General features: G+C 26.6%; 21 protein-coding genes and 3 pseudogenes. 17 read left to right on the top strand and 7 right to left on the bottom strand.

Translation table 11 applies throughout. The features are described 5' to 3' along the window. The first annotated feature begins 209 nt into the window (after positions 1-209). From Q0K19_RS11270 to Q0K19_RS11240, 7 genes are all read left to right on the top strand, one after another. Positions 210-932: a flagellar filament outer layer protein FlaA gene (locus tag Q0K19_RS11270; RefSeq protein WP_083997853.1), complete on the top strand. Its 723-nt coding sequence runs from the start codon at positions 210-212 to the stop codon at positions 930-932. A 25-nt stretch (positions 933-957) separates the two neighbouring features. Next, the gene (locus Q0K19_RS11265) at positions 958-1,662 is read left to right on the top strand and encodes a flagellar filament outer layer protein FlaA (protein ID WP_297247976.1); all 705 of its coding nucleotides are present in this window, start codon (positions 958-960) and stop codon (positions 1,660-1,662) included. A gap of 145 nt (positions 1,663-1,807) precedes the next feature. After that, positions 1,808-1,954: a hypothetical protein gene (locus Q0K19_RS11260; protein WP_167336121.1), complete on the top strand. Its 147-nt coding sequence runs from the start codon at positions 1,808-1,810 to the stop codon at positions 1,952-1,954. Positions 1,955-1,971: 17 nt separating this feature from the next. Continuing rightward, entirely contained in the window at positions 1,972-2,496 is a 525-nt protein-coding gene (locus Q0K19_RS11255) for a hypothetical protein (RefSeq protein ID WP_297247973.1), read from the top strand. Positions 2,497-2,508: 12 nt separating this feature from the next. Continuing rightward, positions 2,509-3,303: a nucleoside triphosphate pyrophosphohydrolase gene (gene mazG / locus Q0K19_RS11250; RefSeq protein WP_297247971.1), complete on the top strand. Its 795-nt coding sequence runs from the start codon at positions 2,509-2,511 to the stop codon at positions 3,301-3,303. Then, positions 3,300-3,773, top strand: coding sequence for a glutathione peroxidase (locus tag Q0K19_RS11245; protein ID WP_297247969.1), 474 nt, complete (start codon positions 3,300-3,302; stop codon positions 3,771-3,773). Before mazG ends, Q0K19_RS11245 begins: the two co-directional genes overlap by 4 nt. A 142-nt stretch (positions 3,774-3,915) precedes the next feature. Then, entirely contained in the window at positions 3,916-4,344 is a 429-nt protein-coding gene (locus tag Q0K19_RS11240) for an ankyrin repeat domain-containing protein (RefSeq protein ID WP_297247967.1), read from the top strand. A gap of 231 nt (positions 4,345-4,575) precedes the next feature. Here the strand turns inward: Q0K19_RS11240 and Q0K19_RS11235 are convergent, their stop codons facing one another. The 7 genes and pseudogenes from Q0K19_RS11235 to Q0K19_RS11205 form a co-directional block, all read right to left on the bottom strand. Then, positions 4,576-6,228 carry an amino acid ABC transporter ATP-binding/permease protein gene (locus tag Q0K19_RS11235; protein ID WP_297247965.1) on the bottom strand — a complete coding sequence of 551 codons (1,653 nt, stop codon included), beginning with the start codon at positions 6,226-6,228 and terminating at the stop codon, positions 4,576-4,578. A 47-nt stretch (positions 6,229-6,275) separates the two neighbouring features. Beyond that, complete coding sequence (locus Q0K19_RS11230) at positions 6,276-8,024, bottom strand: ABC transporter ATP-binding protein/permease (RefSeq protein ID WP_297247964.1); 1,749 nt, start codon at positions 8,022-8,024, stop codon at positions 6,276-6,278. 30 nt (positions 8,025-8,054) lie between these two features. Next, entirely contained in the window at positions 8,055-8,612 is a 558-nt protein-coding gene (locus tag Q0K19_RS11225) for a TetR/AcrR family transcriptional regulator (protein ID WP_297247962.1), read from the bottom strand. A gap of 21 nt (positions 8,613-8,633) precedes the next feature. Further along, a pseudogene (locus Q0K19_RS11220) lies at positions 8,634-9,238 on the bottom strand (hypothetical protein). Positions 9,239-9,301: 63 nt separating this feature from the next. Further along, positions 9,302-9,661 (bottom strand): annotated as a pseudogene (locus Q0K19_RS11215) (YbaN family protein); the annotation flags it as partial. 136 nt (positions 9,662-9,797) lie between these two features. Continuing rightward, positions 9,798-10,463 (bottom strand): hypothetical protein, encoded by a 666-nt coding sequence (locus Q0K19_RS11210; protein ID WP_297247990.1) that lies wholly within the window; start codon positions 10,461-10,463, stop codon positions 9,798-9,800. A gap of 465 nt (positions 10,464-10,928) precedes the next feature. Continuing rightward, a complete protein-coding gene (locus tag Q0K19_RS11205; protein ID WP_297247960.1) occupies positions 10,929-11,993 on the bottom strand; it encodes a Glu/Leu/Phe/Val dehydrogenase in 1,065 nt (354 codons plus the stop codon). Positions 11,994-12,326: 333 nt separating this feature from the next. Between Q0K19_RS11205 and Q0K19_RS11200 the strand changes: the two genes are divergently transcribed. The 10 genes and pseudogenes from Q0K19_RS11200 to Q0K19_RS11150 all read left to right on the top strand — a co-directional run. Further along, positions 12,327-13,340, top strand: a complete 1,014-nt coding sequence (locus Q0K19_RS11200) for a SagB/ThcOx family dehydrogenase (protein WP_297247958.1) — start codon at positions 12,327-12,329, stop codon at positions 13,338-13,340. A 54-nt stretch (positions 13,341-13,394) separates the two neighbouring features. Then, entirely contained in the window at positions 13,395-14,486 is a 1,092-nt protein-coding gene (locus Q0K19_RS11195) for a streptolysin associated protein SagC (RefSeq protein WP_297247955.1), read from the top strand. A gap of 33 nt (positions 14,487-14,519) precedes the next feature. Continuing rightward, positions 14,520-15,865: pseudogene (locus tag Q0K19_RS11190) on the top strand (YcaO-like family protein). Continuing rightward, a complete protein-coding gene (locus Q0K19_RS11180; protein ID WP_297247949.1) occupies positions 15,840-16,502 on the top strand; it encodes a type II CAAX endopeptidase family protein in 663 nt (220 codons plus the stop codon). Before Q0K19_RS11190 ends, Q0K19_RS11180 begins: the two are co-directional and overlap by 26 nt. Further along, a complete protein-coding gene (locus Q0K19_RS11175; RefSeq protein WP_297247947.1) occupies positions 16,499-17,239 on the top strand; it encodes a hypothetical protein in 741 nt (246 codons plus the stop codon). The genes Q0K19_RS11180 and Q0K19_RS11175 overlap by 4 nt, the downstream gene beginning before the upstream one ends. 506 nt (positions 17,240-17,745) lie before the next feature. After that, positions 17,746-18,438, top strand: coding sequence for an ABC transporter ATP-binding protein (locus Q0K19_RS11170; protein ID WP_297247945.1), 693 nt, complete (start codon positions 17,746-17,748; stop codon positions 18,436-18,438). Positions 18,439-18,728: 290 nt separating this feature from the next. Next, positions 18,729-19,421: an ABC transporter permease gene (locus Q0K19_RS11165; RefSeq protein WP_014488736.1), complete on the top strand. Its 693-nt coding sequence runs from the start codon at positions 18,729-18,731 to the stop codon at positions 19,419-19,421. A gap of 502 nt (positions 19,422-19,923) precedes the next feature. Next, positions 19,924-20,253: a PadR family transcriptional regulator gene (locus tag Q0K19_RS11160; RefSeq protein WP_014488735.1), complete on the top strand. Its 330-nt coding sequence runs from the start codon at positions 19,924-19,926 to the stop codon at positions 20,251-20,253. Positions 20,254-20,289: 36 nt separating this feature from the next. Next, on the top strand, positions 20,290-20,940 hold the full coding sequence (locus tag Q0K19_RS11155; protein WP_297247941.1) for a permease prefix domain 1-containing protein: 651 nt from the start codon (positions 20,290-20,292) through the stop codon (positions 20,938-20,940). A gap of 2 nt (positions 20,941-20,942) precedes the next feature. Next, a partial coding sequence (locus tag Q0K19_RS11150; RefSeq protein ID WP_297247939.1) for a permease prefix domain 1-containing protein occupies positions 20,943-21,320 on the top strand: 378 nt, incomplete at its 3' end.

Below are 21,320 nucleotides of genomic sequence, written 5' to 3'. Positions count from 1 at the left end.
AATTTTATATTTTATAGTTGACAATTTTTGTTGATTATAATATAATTGTGCTAAGTTATTGGATATAATTGCTTAGCTATAAATATTAAGGAGAGTGCGCTATGAAATTCTATAGAAGTACGAGAGATTTTTCTCGCTACCTCATAATCATTTGTCTATTCATAAGCATATGTTCATTTGCTGTTTATGGACAAACTTCTAGTGTTTACATGGAAACTAGATTGCTTTACAACTTTGAAACATTAGACGAATGGCAACCAATATCAAATGCTAGCCGTTTTATGTTTAGAGGTGATAGAACAAATGAAAATGGTGTTGTAATGAAATATCCTAACATGAGATTGTTCGCTACAAAACCATATGGTATGGGTAACCAAAGTTATAATTCAACTAATTCATTATCAGTAAGTGTTTCTTTTTTCAGAAAATCTTATAACTTCTTTGACTTAGTTCCAACAGTACAAAAAATCATACCAGGTAAAGCTCAAACTTTCGACGTTTGGGTATGGGGTGGTAATTATGACTATACTATGGAAATGATATTTGAAGATTATCGTGGTTATACTTATACATTACCTTTGGGATCTATAAGATATATAGGTTGGAGAAATATGAGTACAGCAGTACCATCTTTCATTCCTCAAGAAGAGCCTTATGTTCCTAGAGCTAAAGGTTTAAGATTTATGAATTTCCGTTTCTGGTCATCACCAGAGGAAAGAGCTGATAACTTTGTAGTTTTATTGGATTACTTCCAAACAGTAACAGATACATTCAGAGAAGCTTATGACGGTTCTGATATTGAAACTACATTAGGTCAGGAAGTTGGTGGAAGATCTTCTGAACAATATACAGAAGGCGGAGCTAAAGTAGTAGGTGAAGACGGCGGTAATGCTGGAACTACTACAGAACAGCCACAAGAAGCGCAACAATAATGTATAAGTAAGGAGAAGAATGAATATGAAAAGATTAAGTATCTTGATAACAATGTTAATTCTAACTGTTGCATTCTTGTTGTTTGCCCAAGATGCGGCTCAAACAGGTGAGCAAACTACTCAAAATCAGGGTGAAAATGGTAATAACTTTGTAACTGAAGCTATCACTAATTACTTAATAGATGATTTTGAATTTGCTAATACTTGGCAAGCTTCTATGCCTAGAGATTATGGTGTAGTTAGTATTATTCGTCGTGAAGGCGGTCCAGCTGATGTTGTAGCTGAAGGTGCTGAAAATAATAAATATATTTTAGGTGCTAAAGTAGAGTACTTCAGAACAGGTTATCCTTGGTTCTCTGTTACTCCTCCTAGACCTGTTAAAATACCTGGTTATACTAAAGAACTTAGTGTTTGGGTAGCAGGACGTAACCATAATAACAGAATGAGTTTCTATGTTTATGATGTAAACGGTAAACCTCAATCTGTTGGTAATGAAGCACTTAATTTTATGGGTTGGAAAAATATTACTGTACAGGTTCCTGCTAATATAAGACAAGAAGAATTCAGAGGTCAAGTTGAACAAGGTATTAGCTTTATGGGTATACATGTTAAAGTTGATCCTAAAGATTCTTATGGTAAATACTATATCTATTTCGACCAATTAATGGCTAAAACAGATATGTACTTAGAAACTTATAGAGAAGAAGATGACCCATTAGATACTTGGTAATAATAACCAGTTGAAATGAATATTAAAGGTGAAGTATTATTAATTAGTACTTCACCTTTTTTATTATTTAAATTTTATAAATAACTTGAAATTAATATAAATTTATATTAAACTAATAAAATATTTTATTTAAAAGAGAGTTTTTATGTCTAATATAAATTTACTGCTTCTTATTGGATTTATATTACTGGCTGTATATTCTATAACAACTAGAATTGTAAATAGTAGAGCAAATAAAGATAAAAAAGAAAATGATAATAATTATGAAGAAGATAATGATTCAAAAGAATAAAATATAAAAGGTACAAAATGAGTGAATTAGTTATATATTTAATAATAGCCGTTATATGGGGTATAGTAAGTTTGATTCAAAAAGCAACAAAGGGAAATAAACAAAATAAAAAACCAAAACAAAAAACTTATACTCAAAATAATAAAAAAGTTAATAATAAAAGATTTAATAATAATAAAAATGAAGAACAAATATTTAAAGAATTACAAAGAAATATTAAAAATTTAAAGAATTATAATGAAGAAGTTCTCAGAGAAAATACAAAAAGAGAAGAAGTGTATACTAGTAGTTATGAAACTTCAAATAATGACAGAGAAATATTAGAACTGCAGGAAAAATATAATTCTAGATTGGCTCAAATTAATACCATAAAAGAAGAAACAGTCAGCAGTGATTTTAATAATATTAGAACATCAGAAAATAAAAGACAAGTTAATCATATGTTATCTTCATTGGATATAAAGAATGCTATAATATATAATGCTATACTTGAACCTAGAAGAATTAATTATATGAGAATAAAAAAATCAAAACTTAGTTAAAGAGTCATAATAATGAAATCATTTGAAGAACTTATATCTATAATACAAACTTTAAGAGGAGAAAATGGATGTGCTTGGGATAAGGTGCAGACTTTTGGTAGTTTAATTCCTTGTTTTTTAGAAGAGGCTTATGAACTTGTAGAGGCTATCAACAATAAAGATTATGAAAATATTAAAGAAGAACTTGGAGATGTACTTTTACATGTTGTATTTTTTTCAGAGCTTGCAAAAGATGAAAATAAATTTAATATAGATGATGTTTGTAAAAGTATTAATGAAAAACTTATAAGAAGACATCCTCATGTATTTGGTGATAGTAATGTAAAAGATGTGCAGGGTATACTTAAGCAATGGGATAAAATAAAAAAAGAAGAGAAAGGTATTGATGTGGCAGATGAATTTAAAAGTGTGCTTGACGGAATACCTAAATCGCTTCCTATTATGGAAAAATCCTACAAATTAATGAAAAAAGCAGCTAGTGTGGGATTTGAATATGAGCATATTGATGATTCTTTATCTAAAGTAGAAGAGGAACTTTTGGAAGTAAAAGAAGCATATAAAGAGCAGGATAAGGAACATTTGGAAGAAGAAATAGGCGATTTGATTATGACTGTTCTTGATTTTGCCCGTATGAATAAGATTAATCCTGTAAACTCTCTTATTAAAGTTAATGAAAAGTTTAGAAAAAGATTTAATTATGTTGAAAAAACTGCTTATGAAATGAATAAGAAATTAGAAGATATGTCTTTAGATGAAATGGATCAACTCTGGAATGAATATAAGAAAAAAGAAAGAGAAAATAAATGAGCATATATGATTTCAATGTTAAAGATATAAATGGCAATGATGTGTCTTTAGCAAAATATAAAAATAAAGTCATTTTGATAGTTAATACTGCTACTAGATGCGGTTTCACTAATCAATACAAAGATTTAGAAAATATATATGAAATGTATAATAGCAGAGGCTTTGAAATATTAGATTTTCCTTGTAATCAATTTTTGAATCAGGCTCCTGAATCAGATGAACAAATAGATAATTTCTGCAAATTGAAATATAATACGACTTTTGATAGATTTAAAAAAATAGATGTTAAAGGAAATAATATAGAGCCTTTATATTCATATCTTATTAATAATAGCAATTATTTATTTAATAAAGATATAAAATGGAATTTCACAAAATTCTTAATAGATAGAAATGGTAATATAGTAAAAAGATTTTCTAGTTTTTCATCCGGAAATAGTATAACTAAATATATAGATAGACTTATATAGTATTTTGTATATTAGAGTATACTAAATCTGCTTTTTATGAATTTATTTTATCAATTTTTCACATATACTTATGAGCTTTATATTGCAAAATTTCAAGTTTTATATTATAATATTGGCATATTAAATTCAGGGGTTTTAATTAATGCCAATTAACACTAATTTATATAAAAGATCCAAATTATACGATTTGCTTTCTAAAATTATTAAAAAGAAAGATGATGAAAATTTTGACTTGAAGGATCATATCAATAAATTATTGGAGCTTATATCAAAAAGTACAGAGGAAGAAGTAAATTATGCAGATAATAAAATAAGCTGTCTTCATCTTGCTGTGCAGATAGATAATGCTGAAGTAGTTGCAGCTTTAATAGCAAAAGGTGCAAATGTTAATGCTATAAATGAAAGAGGAGTTAGCCCATTGCATACTGCTATCATCAAAAATCAGCCTGAAGAAGTTATAAAAGTATTATTAGATAATGGGGCAGATTATAATATAGAAGAAGCAAATTTTTCAGCTCTTGCTTTGGCTGAAATAATGAATGTTCCATATATGCATTTATTTAAAAAATAAGTTTATTTCTATTATATTTAATCAATATTTTTATTTTCAATATATTTTAATTTTTTAAATATAGCTGTAATTATAATTGTATATATTATTTGTTATAGTTATTTCTAGGTATAGAATTATATACAGGTATTTTTATATTATAGATAAGTTTATATGATTATATTTTGATAAGGTATGTATATAATGAAAATCTATTAATATATAGATTCTCATTATATACTTAATTTAATTTTAACTTACTCTGTCAGTCTTCATTTTATAAACTTTATCTGCTATATTGAGAGTAGAAAGTCTATGTGAAACTAAAACAACAGTTCTGTTTTCACTATTATCTTTTATGGACTTCAATATAACAGCCTCATTCAAACTATCAAGATTACTTGTAGGCTCATCAAGAAGTATGAAAGGAGCTTTATGTAAGAAACTTCTTGCTATTCCTATTCTTTGTTTTTCTCCGCCTGATAAAGTATCTCCAAGTTCTCCTACATTTGTATCATAACCATTTGGAAGACTCATAATAAAATCATGTAATGAAGCTTTTTTGCATGCTTCTACAACTTCTTCATGTGTAGCATTTTTATCAGCTATTTTTATATTATTTTCTATAGTATCTTTAAATATAGAAGTTTCCTGAGTTACATAGCTTTCCATATCTCTTAATTTATCTGTGTTAATATCTTTTATATTAGTATTTGATATTTTAATACTTCCTTCTTTAATATCCCAGAAACGCATAAAAAGTTTAAGAAGTGTTGATTTTCCGCTTCCGCTTTTTCCGCTTATACCTATTATTTTATTAGGCTCTATCTCTAAATTATAATCATTTAATATATTCTCGCCCTCATAATCGAAATATACATCTTCGCATTCAACACCATTGAAAGAAATATCTTTTTTACCTTCATAAACTTCTTCTACTATAGGCTTTTCAGCAAGTAAATTGAGTACTCTCTCTCCGCTAGCTAATGTCATAAATAAATTATTTGACAAATTACTCAATGCTATAACAGGACCGAAAGAGCTTGCCATTGCTATAGTAGGTATTATAATCGCAGCAAAATTTGATTCTTTTGATATCATTATACTTACAATAAGAACAGCTAATGTAAATAATGATACAGCAGAAGTTGTAAGCCCTGATATTATACCTTCATATTTTTTTAATTTTTTATTTAAATCCATCAAATCATCAGTCTTGCTTTCTATATTTTGTGTTCTTTTTTCGCCATATCCGAATTGAAGTATTTCTTTTATTCCCCATAAACTGTCAAGAAAATAACTGTTTAATTTTCCGAAATTATTTCTATAAGCCATTCCATCATTTTTCCCAAATTTAGATGAAAAATAAGGAATAATAAAACCTATAGTAAAATATCCCAAAAATGCAATAGCACCCAGTATGATATTAAAACTTCCTATGAATATTGTCATTATAAGAGAAGTTAATATTCCTATAGCTATAGGTGAAATAGTATGGGCATAAAATACTTCTAATAATTCTATATCGCTTGTAATAAGTGCTATTAAGTTTCCTTTATCTCTTCCTTCAAGTTTTGCAGGAGATAATTTTCTTAAAGCTTTAAAAACTTTATCTCTTATTAAAGCAAGTAATTTAAATGCTATATAATGATTGCTTAACTGTTCAATATAGTGAAGTATGCCTCTTAAAGCTGCAAGCACTAAAACAGTTACAAATATAGTTTTTATTGTAAATAGAGAATCCAAACCTAAATATGTTAATATGGCATATCCTCCAAATATAGTTATAGATATAGCACATAAAAAACCTAACACTCCTGTAGTTATAGCTAATATCATAACATGCATAAGCGGAGCAATTAATCCAATTAGTTCCGCCATAATTCTTATACCGCTTCTACGCATTATAAACTCCTATTAAATTTATTTTTTATAATTATTAATGATGAAAATTAAATGGCTATGCTTAAACTTTCGCCTTTAGTTATGCTTTCTAAATTGCTTTGTTCATTGTAAATTTTAGCATACTCTCCATTTAAGCTCATCAATTTATTATGAGTTCCTTCTTCCATTATTATTCCGTCTTTTAAGAAATATATATGATCTGAAGGTATACAGTTGTAAAGTCTATGGGATATTAATATAACAGTTTTTTCTTTGGCAATATCTCTTATAATCTGCATAATACTTTCTTCACTTTCAACATCAACATTAGAAGTAGCTTCATCAAATATATATATATCAGCATTAAAAAGTATTGCTCTAGCCAAAGCTAATCTCTGTCTTTGTCCTCCGGATAAATTAGCAGCTTTCTCCATTATTATAGTATTAAGTCCATTTTCAGTTTGAAGAAAATCATAAAGCTCAACTTTCTTTAATGCTTCATTCATTTGATTTTCTGTTATAGCATTTCCTGCCATTTTTAAATTATCATATACAGTTCCTTCAAATAAATAACTGTTATGATCAACAACAACTATTTTTTTGTATAAATCATCTTTATTTATTGTATCAAGTTCTATATCTCCTATTTTTATTGAACCTTTATAATTTTCATTTTTCAAAGATATGAGTCCAGCTATAGTGCTTTTTCCTGAACCTGAAACGCCTACTATAGAAACGAATGATTTTTCTTTTATAGTCATATTAATATTTTTTAATATAGTTTTATCTTTATTGTATGCGAAACTTACATCTTTAAAAGTAATCTCTTCATTTTCTTTATTTATATTATTTACTCTTTTATCATCTTCTTTCATATCAAGTATTTCAAACATCTTATCGCTTGCTGATATTCCATTCATAGCTATATGGAAGAAAGAACCTAAAAGTCTTAAAGGTATAAAAAATTCTGCAGAAAGCATTATTATAGTGAATGTGCCTGCTAAATTTATATTTCCTTTCATATATTCAAGTACAGATATTATTACTCCTAAAGCAGCTCCGCCATAAGCTATTATGTCCATTATAGTAGTAGAGTTAAGCTGCATAAAAAGAAGATTCATAGTAGCAATTCTAAATTTTTCAGCCTCTATATTCATTTCTTCATTTTTCTTTTCATCTGCTTTATATATTTTTAAAGTTGTAAGTCCCTGTACATCTTCTAAAAATATTTCACCTAAATCACTATAACTTCCCCAATATTTTTTTAATATTCTCTTAGCAATTTGTACTATAGCAATGATTGATATAGGTATAAGAGGAACACATATCAAAAGTATAACAGCCGACTTAACGCTTATAGTAGAAAGTACGCAAAAAAGCACTATAGGAGCTATCATACTATAGAAAAACTGAGGAAGATAACGTCCGAAATAAGTTTCTAATTGATCAACGCCTTCCATAGATATCTGAACTATTTCACTTGTAGAGAATTTTTCTTTATATCTGCTTCCAAGTGTTAGAAGTTTTGAGTACATTTTTTCTCTTAAAGTTTGTTTTACTCTTCCTGAAGCATGATATGACATATTAGCCATTAAAATATTGAATCTGAATCTCAATATTATTATAACAAAAATGGCAATAGCAAGTTTTAATATATCTTCTTTTAATACATTTCCTTGTGAAGCTTTTTGTATTATATCAGCCATGAAAATTACAGCTGTTATATTTAGAGCCAAATTCACAAGCTGTATTATCACATGCCATGCTATGTATTTTTTAGCATTTCCCATTAATGATATAAGTCTTTTATTAATCATAAACTTTCCTTTATTTTTTATTTTAATATATTAATAAATGGTTCTTTTTATTATTTCTTTTATCATAGAACCATCATAATCAGCATTAATCATAGAACTTATAATAAATGAGAATATAGTATCTATAAATTTATCAGCAGTAAAATTATCATTGAAAGCATCTTCTCTTACTTTTTTATCATTCATAAGAGTTTTATATAATCCCTCTTTAATATGCTTTTTTACCATATTCATCATATTGATACCTTTGCTTTTATTTTTTCCAAACATCATAGTAGAATGCATAGAGAAAAAACTAGGATATTTTTTACTTCCTTTCTCCAAGTTTTTATAAATAGTATCAACAATATCTAAAAAGCTATCAGATTCCAAGCAAACATTTGAAGGGTGAAATATATCCATCCATACACTTCCTATAACTTCTATAGTAAGTTCCTCTTTGGATTTAAAATAATTGTATATAGATCCAACAGCTATATTAGATGCTTCTGCAAGAGAACGCATATTTATTGAGTTAAGCCCTCTTTTTTTTATAAGTTCTCTGCTTACTCTAAGTATTTCTTCTTTTGAAGTTACAATATTGTTCATATACTAATTCCTTAAATTGTACTAGTTAATATAGTATCTAGTTCCTATACTAATTCTTCCAAAACCTGCCGTATTTAATTTTTTCGGGTATCCAAGTTTTGCTCCGTCATATACATCATGAAGACCTCCGCCGAATTCTAACATTATAGCAACATGTCTGCTTACATTAATATTAAATCCGGCACCTCCTCCTACTTCCCAATACATAGGTGTTGAAAATAAAAACTTTCCGCTTCTATCCGGATCGAATGATAAAAATCCGAAACTTACAAAAGTAAAAGCATATCTTCCTATACTTATTTCCTCTGTGTATACATCAGCACTTCCAAAAGTAAATTTCTGCATGAATCCTAATTGATACATATCAGGATTTTCATCATATATTTTTGAACCTACTATTGAAGTATAACTTTTCATCTCAAAATTATTAAATTTAAATAATTTAAATCCAAACTCTATATTAACACTTGTTTTTATAGTATCAGCACTGCTGTAAAGTCCTATAGAAAAAATCTATTATCAAGCCCTGATACAAATTTATTCTTTTTATCTTCTTCTGTATAAGCAATATCAAATAAACTCAATGAAATAATATTTATAACAATAATATATTTATATATTTTCATAACCGTATCCAAATAATTAATTTTCTTTATCAATTCGACATTTGTTTCTATGCTGCCGCTGTATTCTTTTGTGGTTTTTATATAAGCAAAGAAATATACATATTTTATTAATAGAACTACAACTAATGCTATTCTAGCATGCAGATGATTTATAAATACGAATGCTATTGATAGCATAATAGTAACTGGTATCAATATAGTTAATTTAGATTTTAAAGTCATAGTTTTTGATTTAACAAAACTTTCTAAATGCTTTTTATAAAGATTAGTTGATATAAACCAATCATGAAATTTTTTAGATCCTTTAGCAAAAAAGAATCCTGATAAGAGCAAAAAAGGTGCTGTTGGGAGTATAGGAACTACCACACCAATAACACCTATGCCCATAAATAAAAAACCTAAAGATATAAATAATATTCTCATAATTTAGCCTTCATGTTGAACATTGTTCAGTATTTGAGTAAAATAAATGTTCAATATATCATTGCTTTACGCCTTTATATTGAACATTGTTCATTATAAACTATATTTAAATTTTGTCAATAAAAATAATATATAATTATAAAGTTTTTTTCTTTGTGTTGTTTCTATCTAAAGCTTCTTTTAATAATTCGCCGTTAGGATATATTTCTTTACACATGTTAATATATTTCTGATAATTTTCTTCATCCTTTGTTTTGAAATAATACTGAGATATCCAAACATAAGATAAATATTTCTGGTATTTTTCTTTAGCATTTGCAAGAGCATCGTTAAAATATTGAAAAGCTTTTTTATCGCTTCCGCCTGCTATTGCCGGAGCATGCATATATCCTACACCTGTACCAAGAAGTGCAAAGAAGTTTTTATCATCTGTTTCTAATATTTTTTTGTATATATCTTTGCTTTTTGATCCGAAAGAAATCTTTTCAGAAAGTCCTGAATAATAAACAATATAATTCATAAGTTCAGATACGCTTATCAAATAATCAGCATCATTAGATTTTTCATAATCTTTATTTTGATTTATAGCTTCTTTTAAGTAATTATATTTTTCTTTATCATTAGTCATAGTTTTTGCTTTGATAAGAGAATAAATATTTTTATAAGTTTGTGAATTATTATTTTCTATAGTTTTTATATTATAGCTTGATGAATAATAGGCATTGTAGAAATTATTAATATCCTTTGAATTATAAGAATATAAAAGGCTTGCTAATATAAGCATAATTATCATAGTTTTGATAGTATTCATAGAGGTATCCTTATTTGTTTTTAATTGAATCGTCATTCTAATATCAAAAAAAAATAAAAAGCAAGAAAATAATAACTTTATGATAAAAAGTTCATTTTAGATTGCAGTGTATACCTAAACAAATATATTTTTTCAATTTTATTGTTTGTGGTGGCCACACTGCTCTGCGTGCCTGTGGCAAGGTATAACTAAATTTTAGATGTTACCACACATCTAATACATATTGAATAATAGAAGGTTATAGCACTTGCGTTTTTTGCAACTTTTTTGTGCGTCAAAAAAGTTGATAATACATCTGAAAAAAATATCAAAATTGACAAAATATATTTGTTTAGGTATATATTTTTTATATTATAAAATTATTGGAATTTAGAAATTGCTTGTATTTTGAGGCGAGCATAGCAATAATAATAAACTTTTTAAATAAGCCTATTATTATTGCTATCTATTTTTTAATTATCTTCTTATGTATCTTGAATGTATTTCTCCTATAGATTCTATTCTTTGCATAGCTAATTTATCTGCAGCTTCATTTGTAGAAATATTTTCTCTATCGGATATTTCAAATATTTCTAATATTCTATTATATATTTTTTCTGTAGCACTTTTAGCAGCTTCGTAATTATAGGTAGGATTTTCCATAGCCACATTGATAACGCCTCCTGCATTTGCAACATAATCAGGAGCATAAACAATACCTTTCTCTTTCAATATTCTTCCATGATGAGATTCTTTAAGAACATTATTAGCCGAACCTGCTATAACTTTGCATTTTAATTTTGGTATAGTTTCATCATTTATTATAGCACCTAGTCCGCAAGGAGCGAATATATCCACATCTTGTTCATATATAGAATTAACATCAACTTCTTTAGCTTTATAGAGTTCAACAACCTTTTTTACTTTATCATTATCAATATCAGATACGAATAAATGTACATTATCTTTAGCTAAATAATCGCATAATACCAAACCTACATGTCCAAGTCCCTGAATGGATATTTTTTTGCCGCCTAAATTATCAGTTCCAAAAGCTTTTAAAGCACTTGCTTTTATAGCCATATAAACACCATAAGCAGTCATAGGAGAAGGGTCTCCGGATTTGCTTCTTAGTCCTGCAACGAAATTAGTTTCTTTAGCAACATATTCCATTTCTTCAGTACTTGTGTTTACATCTTCAGCAGTGATATATCTTCCGTTTAAAGATTCTATAAATCTTCCATAAGATCTCCAGAAAAGTTCATTTCCTTTAACTTTTTTAGGATCGGCCATTATTACAGTTTTTCCGCCGCCTAAATCAAGTCCGGCACATGCAGATTTTAAAGACATTCCTCTTGCAAGCCTCAAAACATCTTCTATAGCTTCATTTTCATTATTGTAATTCCAAAGTCTTGTACCTCCAAGAGAAGGCCCTAATTTTGTGGAGTGAATGCAGGTAATAGCTTTAAGTCCTGTTTTGCTGTCATTAAAAAATACCAATTCTTCATAATTGTATTTTTCCATATAATTAAAAATTTCCATACTATTATCCCCCTATATTGAAAAAAATACTATATAAATTCAAGTATATTAACTGTTATTTACTTGTCAAGTTTTTGTAATGATAATTATTTAATAAAGAAATTTTTTTGTATATATTTTTTTAATTAATTTTTATACAAAAAAGTTTTGTAAATCACATTTTTTATAATTTTATAATACATTTAATTGATATTATTGTAATTATATAAAACTATAAAATATATTATGTTGTATTTTATTATTACTTATTTATTTTAAAATAATGATAATTTGATATTTTTGACTAAATTAATTATTTACTGTTTATAAAAATATATTTAGATAGTTGTTGATATGAAAGCGAAAGATAAAAATTTAAAAAATAAATTAAAAAAAATAGAAGTATCGAGAGAGGAATTGGAAGCTAAAGAGATTCCATTGCTTTTTAGTGTAGTAAATTTTTCTTCGAATATACCTGTTTCTATGTATGCCGATACTATAGGAATAAAAACTTCTGAATCATCATACAGAGCTTCAATGCATTCGGAAGTAAACAGAAATATCAGTGAAGAATATCTTTTAAACTCTAAAAAATCATCAATAGATTTATCTACAATGCTTGATGTTGTAGGCTATTCATCATTTCCAATAGATGCTGCTTTAAGTAATAGAGTATTATTAGAGGAAGAAGTTCATAAAAAAGGAAATGCCGTTAAACTTCCGCCTTATAAAAATATTAATGCTCCTATAGGCTCTGTAATAAGATCAAGAAGAAGCAGAAGAGATTTCAAAGGAAAGCCATTAACAATGGTTGATTTATCCAATTTACTTTATTATGGAGATGGAATTTCAGGAGATTTCGATTTTAATTTAAATAAAAATGAATATGGTACAATAACTTTTTCAGATAAATATATATCAAAGTTAAGAACAGCTCCTTCAGGCGGAGGACTTTACCCTGTATATCTTTATATAGCGGCACTCAATATAAATAATCTTGATAAAGGTATATATAAATACATGCCTTTTACTCATTCTCTTGAAAAAATAAAATTATTCAATGATGAGGATTTAGAAAACTATTATAATAATAATGTTTTTGGCGGCGGTATAGATTTAAGAAAAACGGCATTATCTATTTATTATGTGTATAGTATATATGAAAACTCAAGGAAGTACGGAGATATGGGACTTCAATTTGCTTTGATAGAAACGGGTGAGATTGCTCAAAATATACAGCTTACTGCAGCGGCAAGCGGTATTTTGGCATGCGATATTGGGGGATTTAATAAAACTTTATCCGAGGATTTACTTAATATTGATGGTAATACCAATCATGTTGTGCATTTGACTTTACTTTCAAAATAAAATAATTAAATTTATGGTATGAGAAACATATATAGAAAATAATAGGTTAATAAAATGGCTAAAAAAAATATTAAACTTTATGATAATGTGAGTATTTTCTTTAATTCTGATGATGAAATTAGATTTAGAAAGGGAATATGGAATTTTGAAGAGGCTTCTTTAGAGCTTAGTGATTTAAATGACAGTATAAAAGAAGCTTTAATATTCATAGCTAAAGAACTTTTTGATGATAAATTGATTTCTTTTGATGATATAGTAAAGAAATTTTCTCTTAATGATAAAGACAGTAATTTTTTAAATGAGCTTATCTCTTCTCTTATAGGCAATAGATTTTTAGAGTATGATGACAAAAAAAATAATATGCTTAATACAGTTTATGAGTTTATAGGAGAATATTTTTATGATATACCAGATGAAAGCAAGGTTCAGAAAAATAAAATAATGTTCATTACAGATAATGACAGATTAAAAGAGTATGCTAGATTGACTTCTGAAGATTTGTATATGAATGTTATTATGATGAATGCTGATGATATAAAAAAACTAGAAAAAGCAAATCTCACAGATACAACAGATGCTATTGAAAATATTGAAAAACATAAAGAATTAATAAAATTATTTGATGATATATCATGTGTTGTTGTAAGTGCTGAGAAGCCAAGATTAAATTTACTTAGAAATATAAACAGGCTTTTACTTGATAAATCTATACCAATAGTTATATCAATATTAGACGGACCTTTTTTGAATATTACCACAATAAAAGGCAAAGAAACCGGATGTTATGAATGCTTTGAAAATAGGGTGATTTCTAGAAATGAAAGTTTATCAGTTTATAATAAATTTGTGAAGCAGACTATGAATTTCAAATCAAACGGTAAAAGAACATATATAACGCCTATTTTGCAGACATTTACTTCTCTTGCATTGTATGAGGCATTTTTATTTGCTACTATAGGTAAATGCAAACTTGCAGGACGTGTTATAAATGTTTATATACCTTTGTTGGAGATTCAAATTCAGGATTTACTAAGAGTACCTTTCTGTCCTGCATGCGGTAATGTAAGTAAGGCTAAATATAATGAAATGTACACTTCTTCAAAGGAGATAATAGAAAATTTTTCAAGCAAAGTTATATTAAAGTAATTATTGAGTGATTAAATAAAGAGATGAAAATATATGATTAAATATTACCCAAGCCATAAAAATATATTAAATAAATACAATTCTATTTGCGGACATCAAACAGGTATTATGGATTCTCTTATCATAATGCAGGCTAATTCTGTTATTGCTGAAAATATTAATACATGTACGGCAATGCTTCCTGATTATCATAAAATATTATTAGGCGATAATGCTGAAGTTAATTATCATCTTTCAGGCTATGGTATTTATAGAGATGAGGCTATTATTAGATTATTGGGTGAAGGCATTGAGAGATATGCATTATTTACAGCAAATTTATACTTTGAAGAAAAATTAAAATATGCTTCATATAATCAATTAAAAGAAAAGTATTCTGATAATATAATACCTTTTGAATATGTAAAAATATATAGCGATGAAGATTGTAATAAATTAAACAGCATAGGAATTTTAGAAAATATTACAGAAGATGATATATTGTCTTGGGTGCTTCTTCCTTCTTTGTTTGATAAAGAAAAAGAATATTATGTACCGGCACAGAATTTCTTTTTATCGCATATTATTAGAAGAGATAAAAAAGAAAAAATATTTATAGGCGGATTTTCAAAGGGAAGTGCAAGTCATAAAAGTATTCCTCTTGCTTTGAAATCTGCTATAACTGAAATTATAGAATGCGACAGCTGCATGATAAAATGGTATACTGACAGTAAAGTTAAAGAAATTATTATTGATGATGATATTCTTAATGAAGTTATGAATAGTATTTTGAAAGATATTGATTATAATGTGAGAGTTTTTGATTATACAGTTGACAAAAAATTGGGCTATGTATTTACTGTTATGCTTGAAAATAAAAATGAAAAATCTCCTTATATTGTTGTAGGTGCTTCTTCAGGGCTTAATCTAGAAAAGTGATATACAGAGCTTTTATGGAGGCTTTGGCTATACTTACATTAAATATTAACGGCCCCTTATCAATGCCTGCCGATTATTTGGAAACTGTATCTCCAAAAAATTATCTTAATCTTGACAGCAATGTTAATTATTGGGCTGATGCTGAGAATAAAGATAAAAATTTAAAATTCATTAACAGCAAAGTTCAGGAGAAAATAGAATTAAAGAAATATAAAAATCTTGAAGTAAATACTGAATCAGATTTGGAATATTTACTTAAAGGGCTTTATAATGTATCAAAATATGCAGTTTATTTGGATATTACGCCTTCAGAAATATCTGATAAAGATTTGCATGTGATGCGTGTATATGTTCCGGAGCTTGTTCAAATGTCAATGCCTGCTTTCCCTTATAGTAAGCATCCTAGAATCATTGATAATGGAGGAATTTCAAATTATGAATTTCCACACCCATTACCTTAGTGCTTTTCTTGTACTCTTGGCTATTTCTTTTCCTACTTCTTTGATTGGAATATTTTATAAATTAAATTTGGGCAGAATTAATACTATACTTCCAAATAGTTTAAGTTATCTTTTATTTGTGATAATAGTGTTTTTTACTGGGTATATTGGAAGCATTAATTATAATATTAGTATTTATTTTGTGATTTTAGCTTTTATTATGTCTTTTGTATGTATAGGCATAGAAATATTTGAGGCAATGCTCATTCATTTTTTTAAATATAGATTCTGGATAAAAAATATAGAAGTTCATGAAATAATAGAAAAAAAGAATATATTATTTGATATTATCGTTATATTTATAGGGGCTTTATGCGAAGAGATTATTTTCAGACAGGTATTTTTTAATATTACTTATAATGTATTTGGCATTAATATTTATATTGTGATTATACTTTCAGCATTTATATACTCTATTAATCATATATATTTCGGAGCTAATGCTGTATTTCAGAAATTCATTGTAGGAATTATATATTCTTTATTATTTGTATATTCTTCTTTTAGTATAATAGCACCTGTAATTACTCATTTCTTACAGAACTTTATTTTATATATATTATCATTTAGAAGAAATAAAAGAGAGGCATTAAATTGATATTTTTAAATCTTTTACCATATATAGCCGTATCTTTTATATTGGGTATTATAATCAAGTTTTCAGAACGTACTAATATCATTAATAATATTTGTTTTAAATTAATGAATCATAGCAGGCTTGAATATAATGAGATGTATGTTTATGTAAGCACTTATATATATTGGCTTTTAATGATTATTTTTGCTGTTATAATAAGTGTTATACAAAAACAAAATATTTTATTATATTTGTATATAGAAAGAAAATATATAATTTATATTTTTATAAATATTTTTGCTGTTATATCTGCTTTTGAACTGATTATGAGTATAATAAGTTTAATCAATAAAGATATAAGAGTAAATACAATATTTAATAATATATTATTAGTTCCTTCTGTGGATATGCTTTATTCTTCAAGAAGTAATCCTAAATGGACTTTAATAATGTTTGCAAGTATAATCAAATGCTTATTCTTTAACGGAGTGATATATTCAGCTGTAAAAATTCTGTTTAGTAATTACAGTATATTTTTTACTATTTTCATAGTAAGTATGTTATTTTCATTAGAGGAAATTTTGAGAGTAAATAGCATAAAACAGGCATTAATATTTACTATAGCTTGTTTTGTTGTTATAACTATTAATGCTCTCACATTTGAGTATAGCGGAAGTTTGATTCCTTCTGTATTTGCCAATATATCTTTTACGCTTTATTATTTTGGGCAATTTGAAAATATTAGCAAATATTCATAAAATTTAATTATTGGTATTAATTTTTTTATATATTTTATATATAGAAAATTTAATATAAAAACATCAAAAGGAGTTGTTATATGATTAAATATTCTTCTAAAGTACGAACAACATGTTCTCTAAAAAGCCAATCTGTTGTATTGACTCCTGGAGGATGTTGCTGTTCTTGTTGTTGTTCTTGCTGCGTTAACGTAACAACTACAACTAACAATTAATTTATTATAATAGTTTATAGTAAATTAGTATGCCTGCTGTGTTAATTTTATTAATGCAGCGGGTTTATACTTAAATAGCTATATTTTTGTTTTTACATTTGGGACTTTACCGCAACTGTAGTAAATTGTGTTGGTAGCCCCACTTTTTTCTTGCTACATATAAGTATGCCTACGGTTAGAAAAAAATTCTTTTGCACTTTTTGGTTCTTTTTGCGGCGGGAAAAAGAACAACAAAAAATTGATAAACTTAAAAATTTTTTGTATATATTATAATATATTGAGTTGGTTATAATGGAAATATTGATTAGTGCTAGAAATATAGAAAAGAAATTTAATAATAATGTTATTTTGAAAAATGTTAATTTTGATATAAATAAAGGTGAAATAATAGCACTTGTAGGCCCTAATGGTTCAGGCAAAACAACATTAATCAATATATTATTAGGAATATTAAAAGCTGATAAAGGCGAATTAAAAATAAATATAGATAATTATAAAAAGCATATAGGAGTTCAGCTTCAATCCACACCGTTTTTTGAGGGCTACAGTGTAAGGGATAATATATTAATGTTTTCAGCCCTTTATGACATGAATATGAGTAATGAAGAAATAGAAAGCATTACAAAAAAATACGGACTTAATCCAAAAACTCCAGCTATAAAACTTTCGGGAGGTGAACAGAAAAAACTTGCTATAATGATAGCTACTATGCAAAATCCAGACTTACTTATATTTGATGAGCCTACTGCTAGTTTGGATCCTAGAGAAAGGTATAATGTTAAAAACATGTTATTAGAGCTTGCTAAAAATAATAAAACTATACTTTTTACTTCTCATGATTTAGAGGAAGTTGAGGACCTTGCGAGTAAAATAGTATTTTTATATAAAGGGGAGATATTAGAAAGCGGCAGCAAAGAGGAACTTTTAAATAAATATAATTTTGACAGTTTGGAGAAACTTTACCTGCATATTACTAATTATTAATTTTAGTATATACTGAAACAAATATATTTTGTCAAAAATTATTTTATTATTTTTATTATTTGTGGGGACTAGCCCCCACACCCCCACTTCTTTTGTTGCCACAAAGAAGCAAAAAGGCTATATTTGAACTTAAATGTAATAAATTATTTTACATGTAAGACAATTTTAGTATGATTTAGCACTAATTTTATATTTGCACTTTTTGCAACTTTTTGCGGCGGGAAAAAGAACAACAAAAAATTATAAATATATATTAAAAAATTATTATGAAAACGATATTTAAACTCACAATGAAAAAAGCTATAAGAGATCCTTTTCTTATATTTTGGTCTATATTCTTTCCTTTGGTGATAGTTATATCATTGGGACTTTTTTTCAAAATGGAAAGCTATACCGTGCATATACTTACCGCTATGAGCTGTGTGAGTGTGCTTGCCTATTCCTTTATGACTACAAGTTTTAATGTGCTTAGTCAGAGAAGGAGAGGGGTTTATAACCTTCTTAAAGTAACGCCTCTTCCTTTATACAAATATATTATAAGTTTATCATGTGCTTGGGTGATAATATCTATTATAAGCTGTTTATTTGTATTTTTTGTATGTGCTTTATTTTTTAAATTGGAATTTTCTTTTGCTTCTATACTTTTATTTTTGCCTGTAATTATATTGGCTTCTTTACTTTATATATTTATAAGCTTCTTTGTTTCTAGCTTGGTTAAAAATAATGAAACTGCGAGCATATTATATAATATTATTTTGATGGCTTCTATGTTTTTGAGTGACGGATATTATTCTTTATACAATGCTCCAAATATAGTGAAAATTTTAAGCAAATTAAATATTTTTCAGTATTTTTTGAATGCATTTAGAGGTGCTTTTTATTTTGATTTTCATGCATATTTTATTGGAATAGCTGTACTTTTAGTATGTTTAATAATTGCTTTGATGCTTGCCGTTAATACTTTCAGATACGCTGATAAATAATAATAGGCTTGTTTTTATACCTACACAACTATATTTTGTCAAAAATAATTTTTTAAATTTAAAATATTTGCAGGGCTTTGCCCCGCACCCCAGTTCTTTTATTGGTATAAAAGAACCTTATATCCTCGACAAGCTCGGATACGCTTCGCGAACAACTGCATTTTTAACCTAAAACTAAGGTATTACACCATCTTTAATACATATTCTAATAATATAAGGTTGTAATATTTGCGTTTTTCGCTCTGCGTGCCGTAGGCAGCAACTTTTTTGTGCGGCAAAAAAGTTGATAACATTTATATAAAGTGTATCAGTTGACAAACTTAAAAATTTCAGTATATGCCACATATTATATTTATAATTAAAAAATTATAATAATTTTACATATCATTTTATCAGCTAATGTTTTGAAACAAGTATAAATTATTTTTTTTGGTTATTGACAAAATTGCATATTTATCTTACTTTAAAAAAATAAATTATAATTAGTTTAGGGTTAGTATTAATGTATATAGAAAGCGATATAATACGAGGTCATATAGATGCTGTTGTTCTGCATTTTTTGAAAGATAATGATTCTTATGGTTATGAACTTTCTAAATTAATTACTGATAAAACTAATGGAGAATACGAGATTAACGGTCAGACTTTATACAGTGCTATAAGAAGACTTGAAGGCAAAAAGCTAATAGAAAGTTATTGGGGTGATGAAAGTCAGGGCGGAAGAAGAAAATATTATAAAATTACTGAAGAAGGTAAAAAGTTTTTGCAGGAAGAAAGAGAAATATGGCTGTTTACTAAAAAGATAATAGATAAACTTCTTGATATTGAATAGATATTGTAGATATATAAAATATTATGAGAAAATATTATGATAGATGATTTTTGTAATGAATTAAAAAATAAATACCCTAATACTCAAAAAATTAGAGATCAAATTGAAGAGCTTAGAAATTATTTATATATGAAAAGCGAAGAATATGTAAATGATTCTAAAGAAGAAGCTTTTAAAAAGGCTCTTAAATCTTTCGGAGATGTAGATTCACTTCTTGAGGAATTATCAAAGGATACAAAAATAGTTAATAAATACAGATTATATTTATTTGTTGGTATTATTGATATTTTTATTGTGGCATTTTTAAGTTTATTATTATGCTTTATATCTTTAAAAAATAATAATATATCATTTTTTTCTTATATAAATAATTCATTGATTGCTAGTATATTTTTTATTATTTCTGGAATAATTAGTATTTTTTTACTCATAGTTATACAATTTATTAATATGCGTAATATATACGAAACAGTAGAATATACTTATAGTGATTATAAGATAAATTTAAAATATTCTATAATAGGTTTTGTTATTATATCTATAGCGGTATTTATATTTAATATGTTTTTTAGTCCGCATCATATTTGGTTTGTATTTGTTATTATATACTTTTTATCTTGGCCTTTTACTGTGTTTTTATTTTATCAATTTTTTAAAAATTCTGATAAAAATATTAATAGGAAATGATGATGAATATTAATGAGTTTTATAAAAATATTAAAAAGAAATATCCTAATACTAAAGAAGTTCTTGAGCAATTAGATGAAATAAAAGATATGTTAAATTCCAAAGTTCAGCATTATGTAAAAAATGGAATGAAATATGAAGAAGCATGCAGTAAATCTATAGATGAGCTTGGCAATATTGATGAAGTTTTTGAAGATATAAGCAAAGATGCAAAAATTGTTCATAATTTATATATAAAAATATTAACAGCTTTAATATCATCTTTTTCTACAGCTCTTTTAGCTTTTATTTTTGGTTTAATTGTAGATAATTTAAGTTTTTTTAATGAAACTACTAAAATAGGTTATAAACTTACTATGCCTTATTTTTATTTGGTATTA

The sequence above is a fragment of the uncultured Brachyspira sp. genome (assembly GCF_944393015.1).
Classification (GTDB): Bacteria; Spirochaetota; Brachyspiria; order Brachyspirales; family Brachyspiraceae; genus Brachyspira.
This window is presented reverse-complemented; position numbering and strand designations above follow the sequence as displayed.

What these genes read in the sequence shown, in the direction of transcription:
- Q0K19_RS11270 (WP_083997853.1), top strand. Translation starts at nt 210, where the DNA reads ATGGAAACTAGATTGCTTTACAACTTTGAAACATTAGACGAATGGCAA.
- Q0K19_RS11265 (WP_297247976.1), top strand. Translation starts at nt 958, where the DNA reads ATGAAAAGATTAAGTATCTTGATAACAATGTTAATTCTAACTGTTGCA.
- Q0K19_RS11260 (WP_167336121.1), top strand. Translation starts at nt 1,808, where the DNA reads ATGTCTAATATAAATTTACTGCTTCTTATTGGATTTATATTACTGGCT.
- Q0K19_RS11255 (WP_297247973.1), top strand. Translation starts at nt 1,972, where the DNA reads ATGAGTGAATTAGTTATATATTTAATAATAGCCGTTATATGGGGTATA.
- mazG (WP_297247971.1), top strand. Translation starts at nt 2,509, where the DNA reads ATGAAATCATTTGAAGAACTTATATCTATAATACAAACTTTAAGAGGA.
- Q0K19_RS11245 (WP_297247969.1), top strand. Translation starts at nt 3,300, where the DNA reads ATGAGCATATATGATTTCAATGTTAAAGATATAAATGGCAATGATGTG.
- Q0K19_RS11240 (WP_297247967.1), top strand. Translation starts at nt 3,916, where the DNA reads ATGCCAATTAACACTAATTTATATAAAAGATCCAAATTATACGATTTG.
- Q0K19_RS11235 (WP_297247965.1), bottom strand. Translation starts at nt 6,228, where the DNA reads ATGCGTAGAAGCGGTATAAGAATTATGGCGGAACTAATTGGATTAATT.
- Q0K19_RS11230 (WP_297247964.1), bottom strand. Translation starts at nt 8,024, where the DNA reads ATGATTAATAAAAGACTTATATCATTAATGGGAAATGCTAAAAAATAC.
- Q0K19_RS11225 (WP_297247962.1), bottom strand. Translation starts at nt 8,612, where the DNA reads ATGAACAATATTGTAACTTCAAAAGAAGAAATACTTAGAGTAAGCAGA.
- Q0K19_RS11205 (WP_297247960.1), bottom strand. Translation starts at nt 11,993, where the DNA reads ATGGAAATTTTTAATTATATGGAAAAATACAATTATGAAGAATTGGTA.
- Q0K19_RS11200 (WP_297247958.1), top strand. Translation starts at nt 12,327, where the DNA reads ATGAAAGCGAAAGATAAAAATTTAAAAAATAAATTAAAAAAAATAGAA.
- Q0K19_RS11195 (WP_297247955.1), top strand. Translation starts at nt 13,395, where the DNA reads ATGGCTAAAAAAAATATTAAACTTTATGATAATGTGAGTATTTTCTTT.
- Q0K19_RS11180 (WP_297247949.1), top strand. Translation starts at nt 15,840, where the DNA reads ATGAATTTCCACACCCATTACCTTAGTGCTTTTCTTGTACTCTTGGCT.
- Q0K19_RS11170 (WP_297247945.1), top strand. Translation starts at nt 17,746, where the DNA reads ATGGAAATATTGATTAGTGCTAGAAATATAGAAAAGAAATTTAATAAT.
- Q0K19_RS11165 (WP_014488736.1), top strand. Translation starts at nt 18,729, where the DNA reads ATGAAAAAAGCTATAAGAGATCCTTTTCTTATATTTTGGTCTATATTC.
- Q0K19_RS11160 (WP_014488735.1), top strand. Translation starts at nt 19,924, where the DNA reads ATGTATATAGAAAGCGATATAATACGAGGTCATATAGATGCTGTTGTT.
- Q0K19_RS11155 (WP_297247941.1), top strand. Translation starts at nt 20,290, where the DNA reads ATGATAGATGATTTTTGTAATGAATTAAAAAATAAATACCCTAATACT.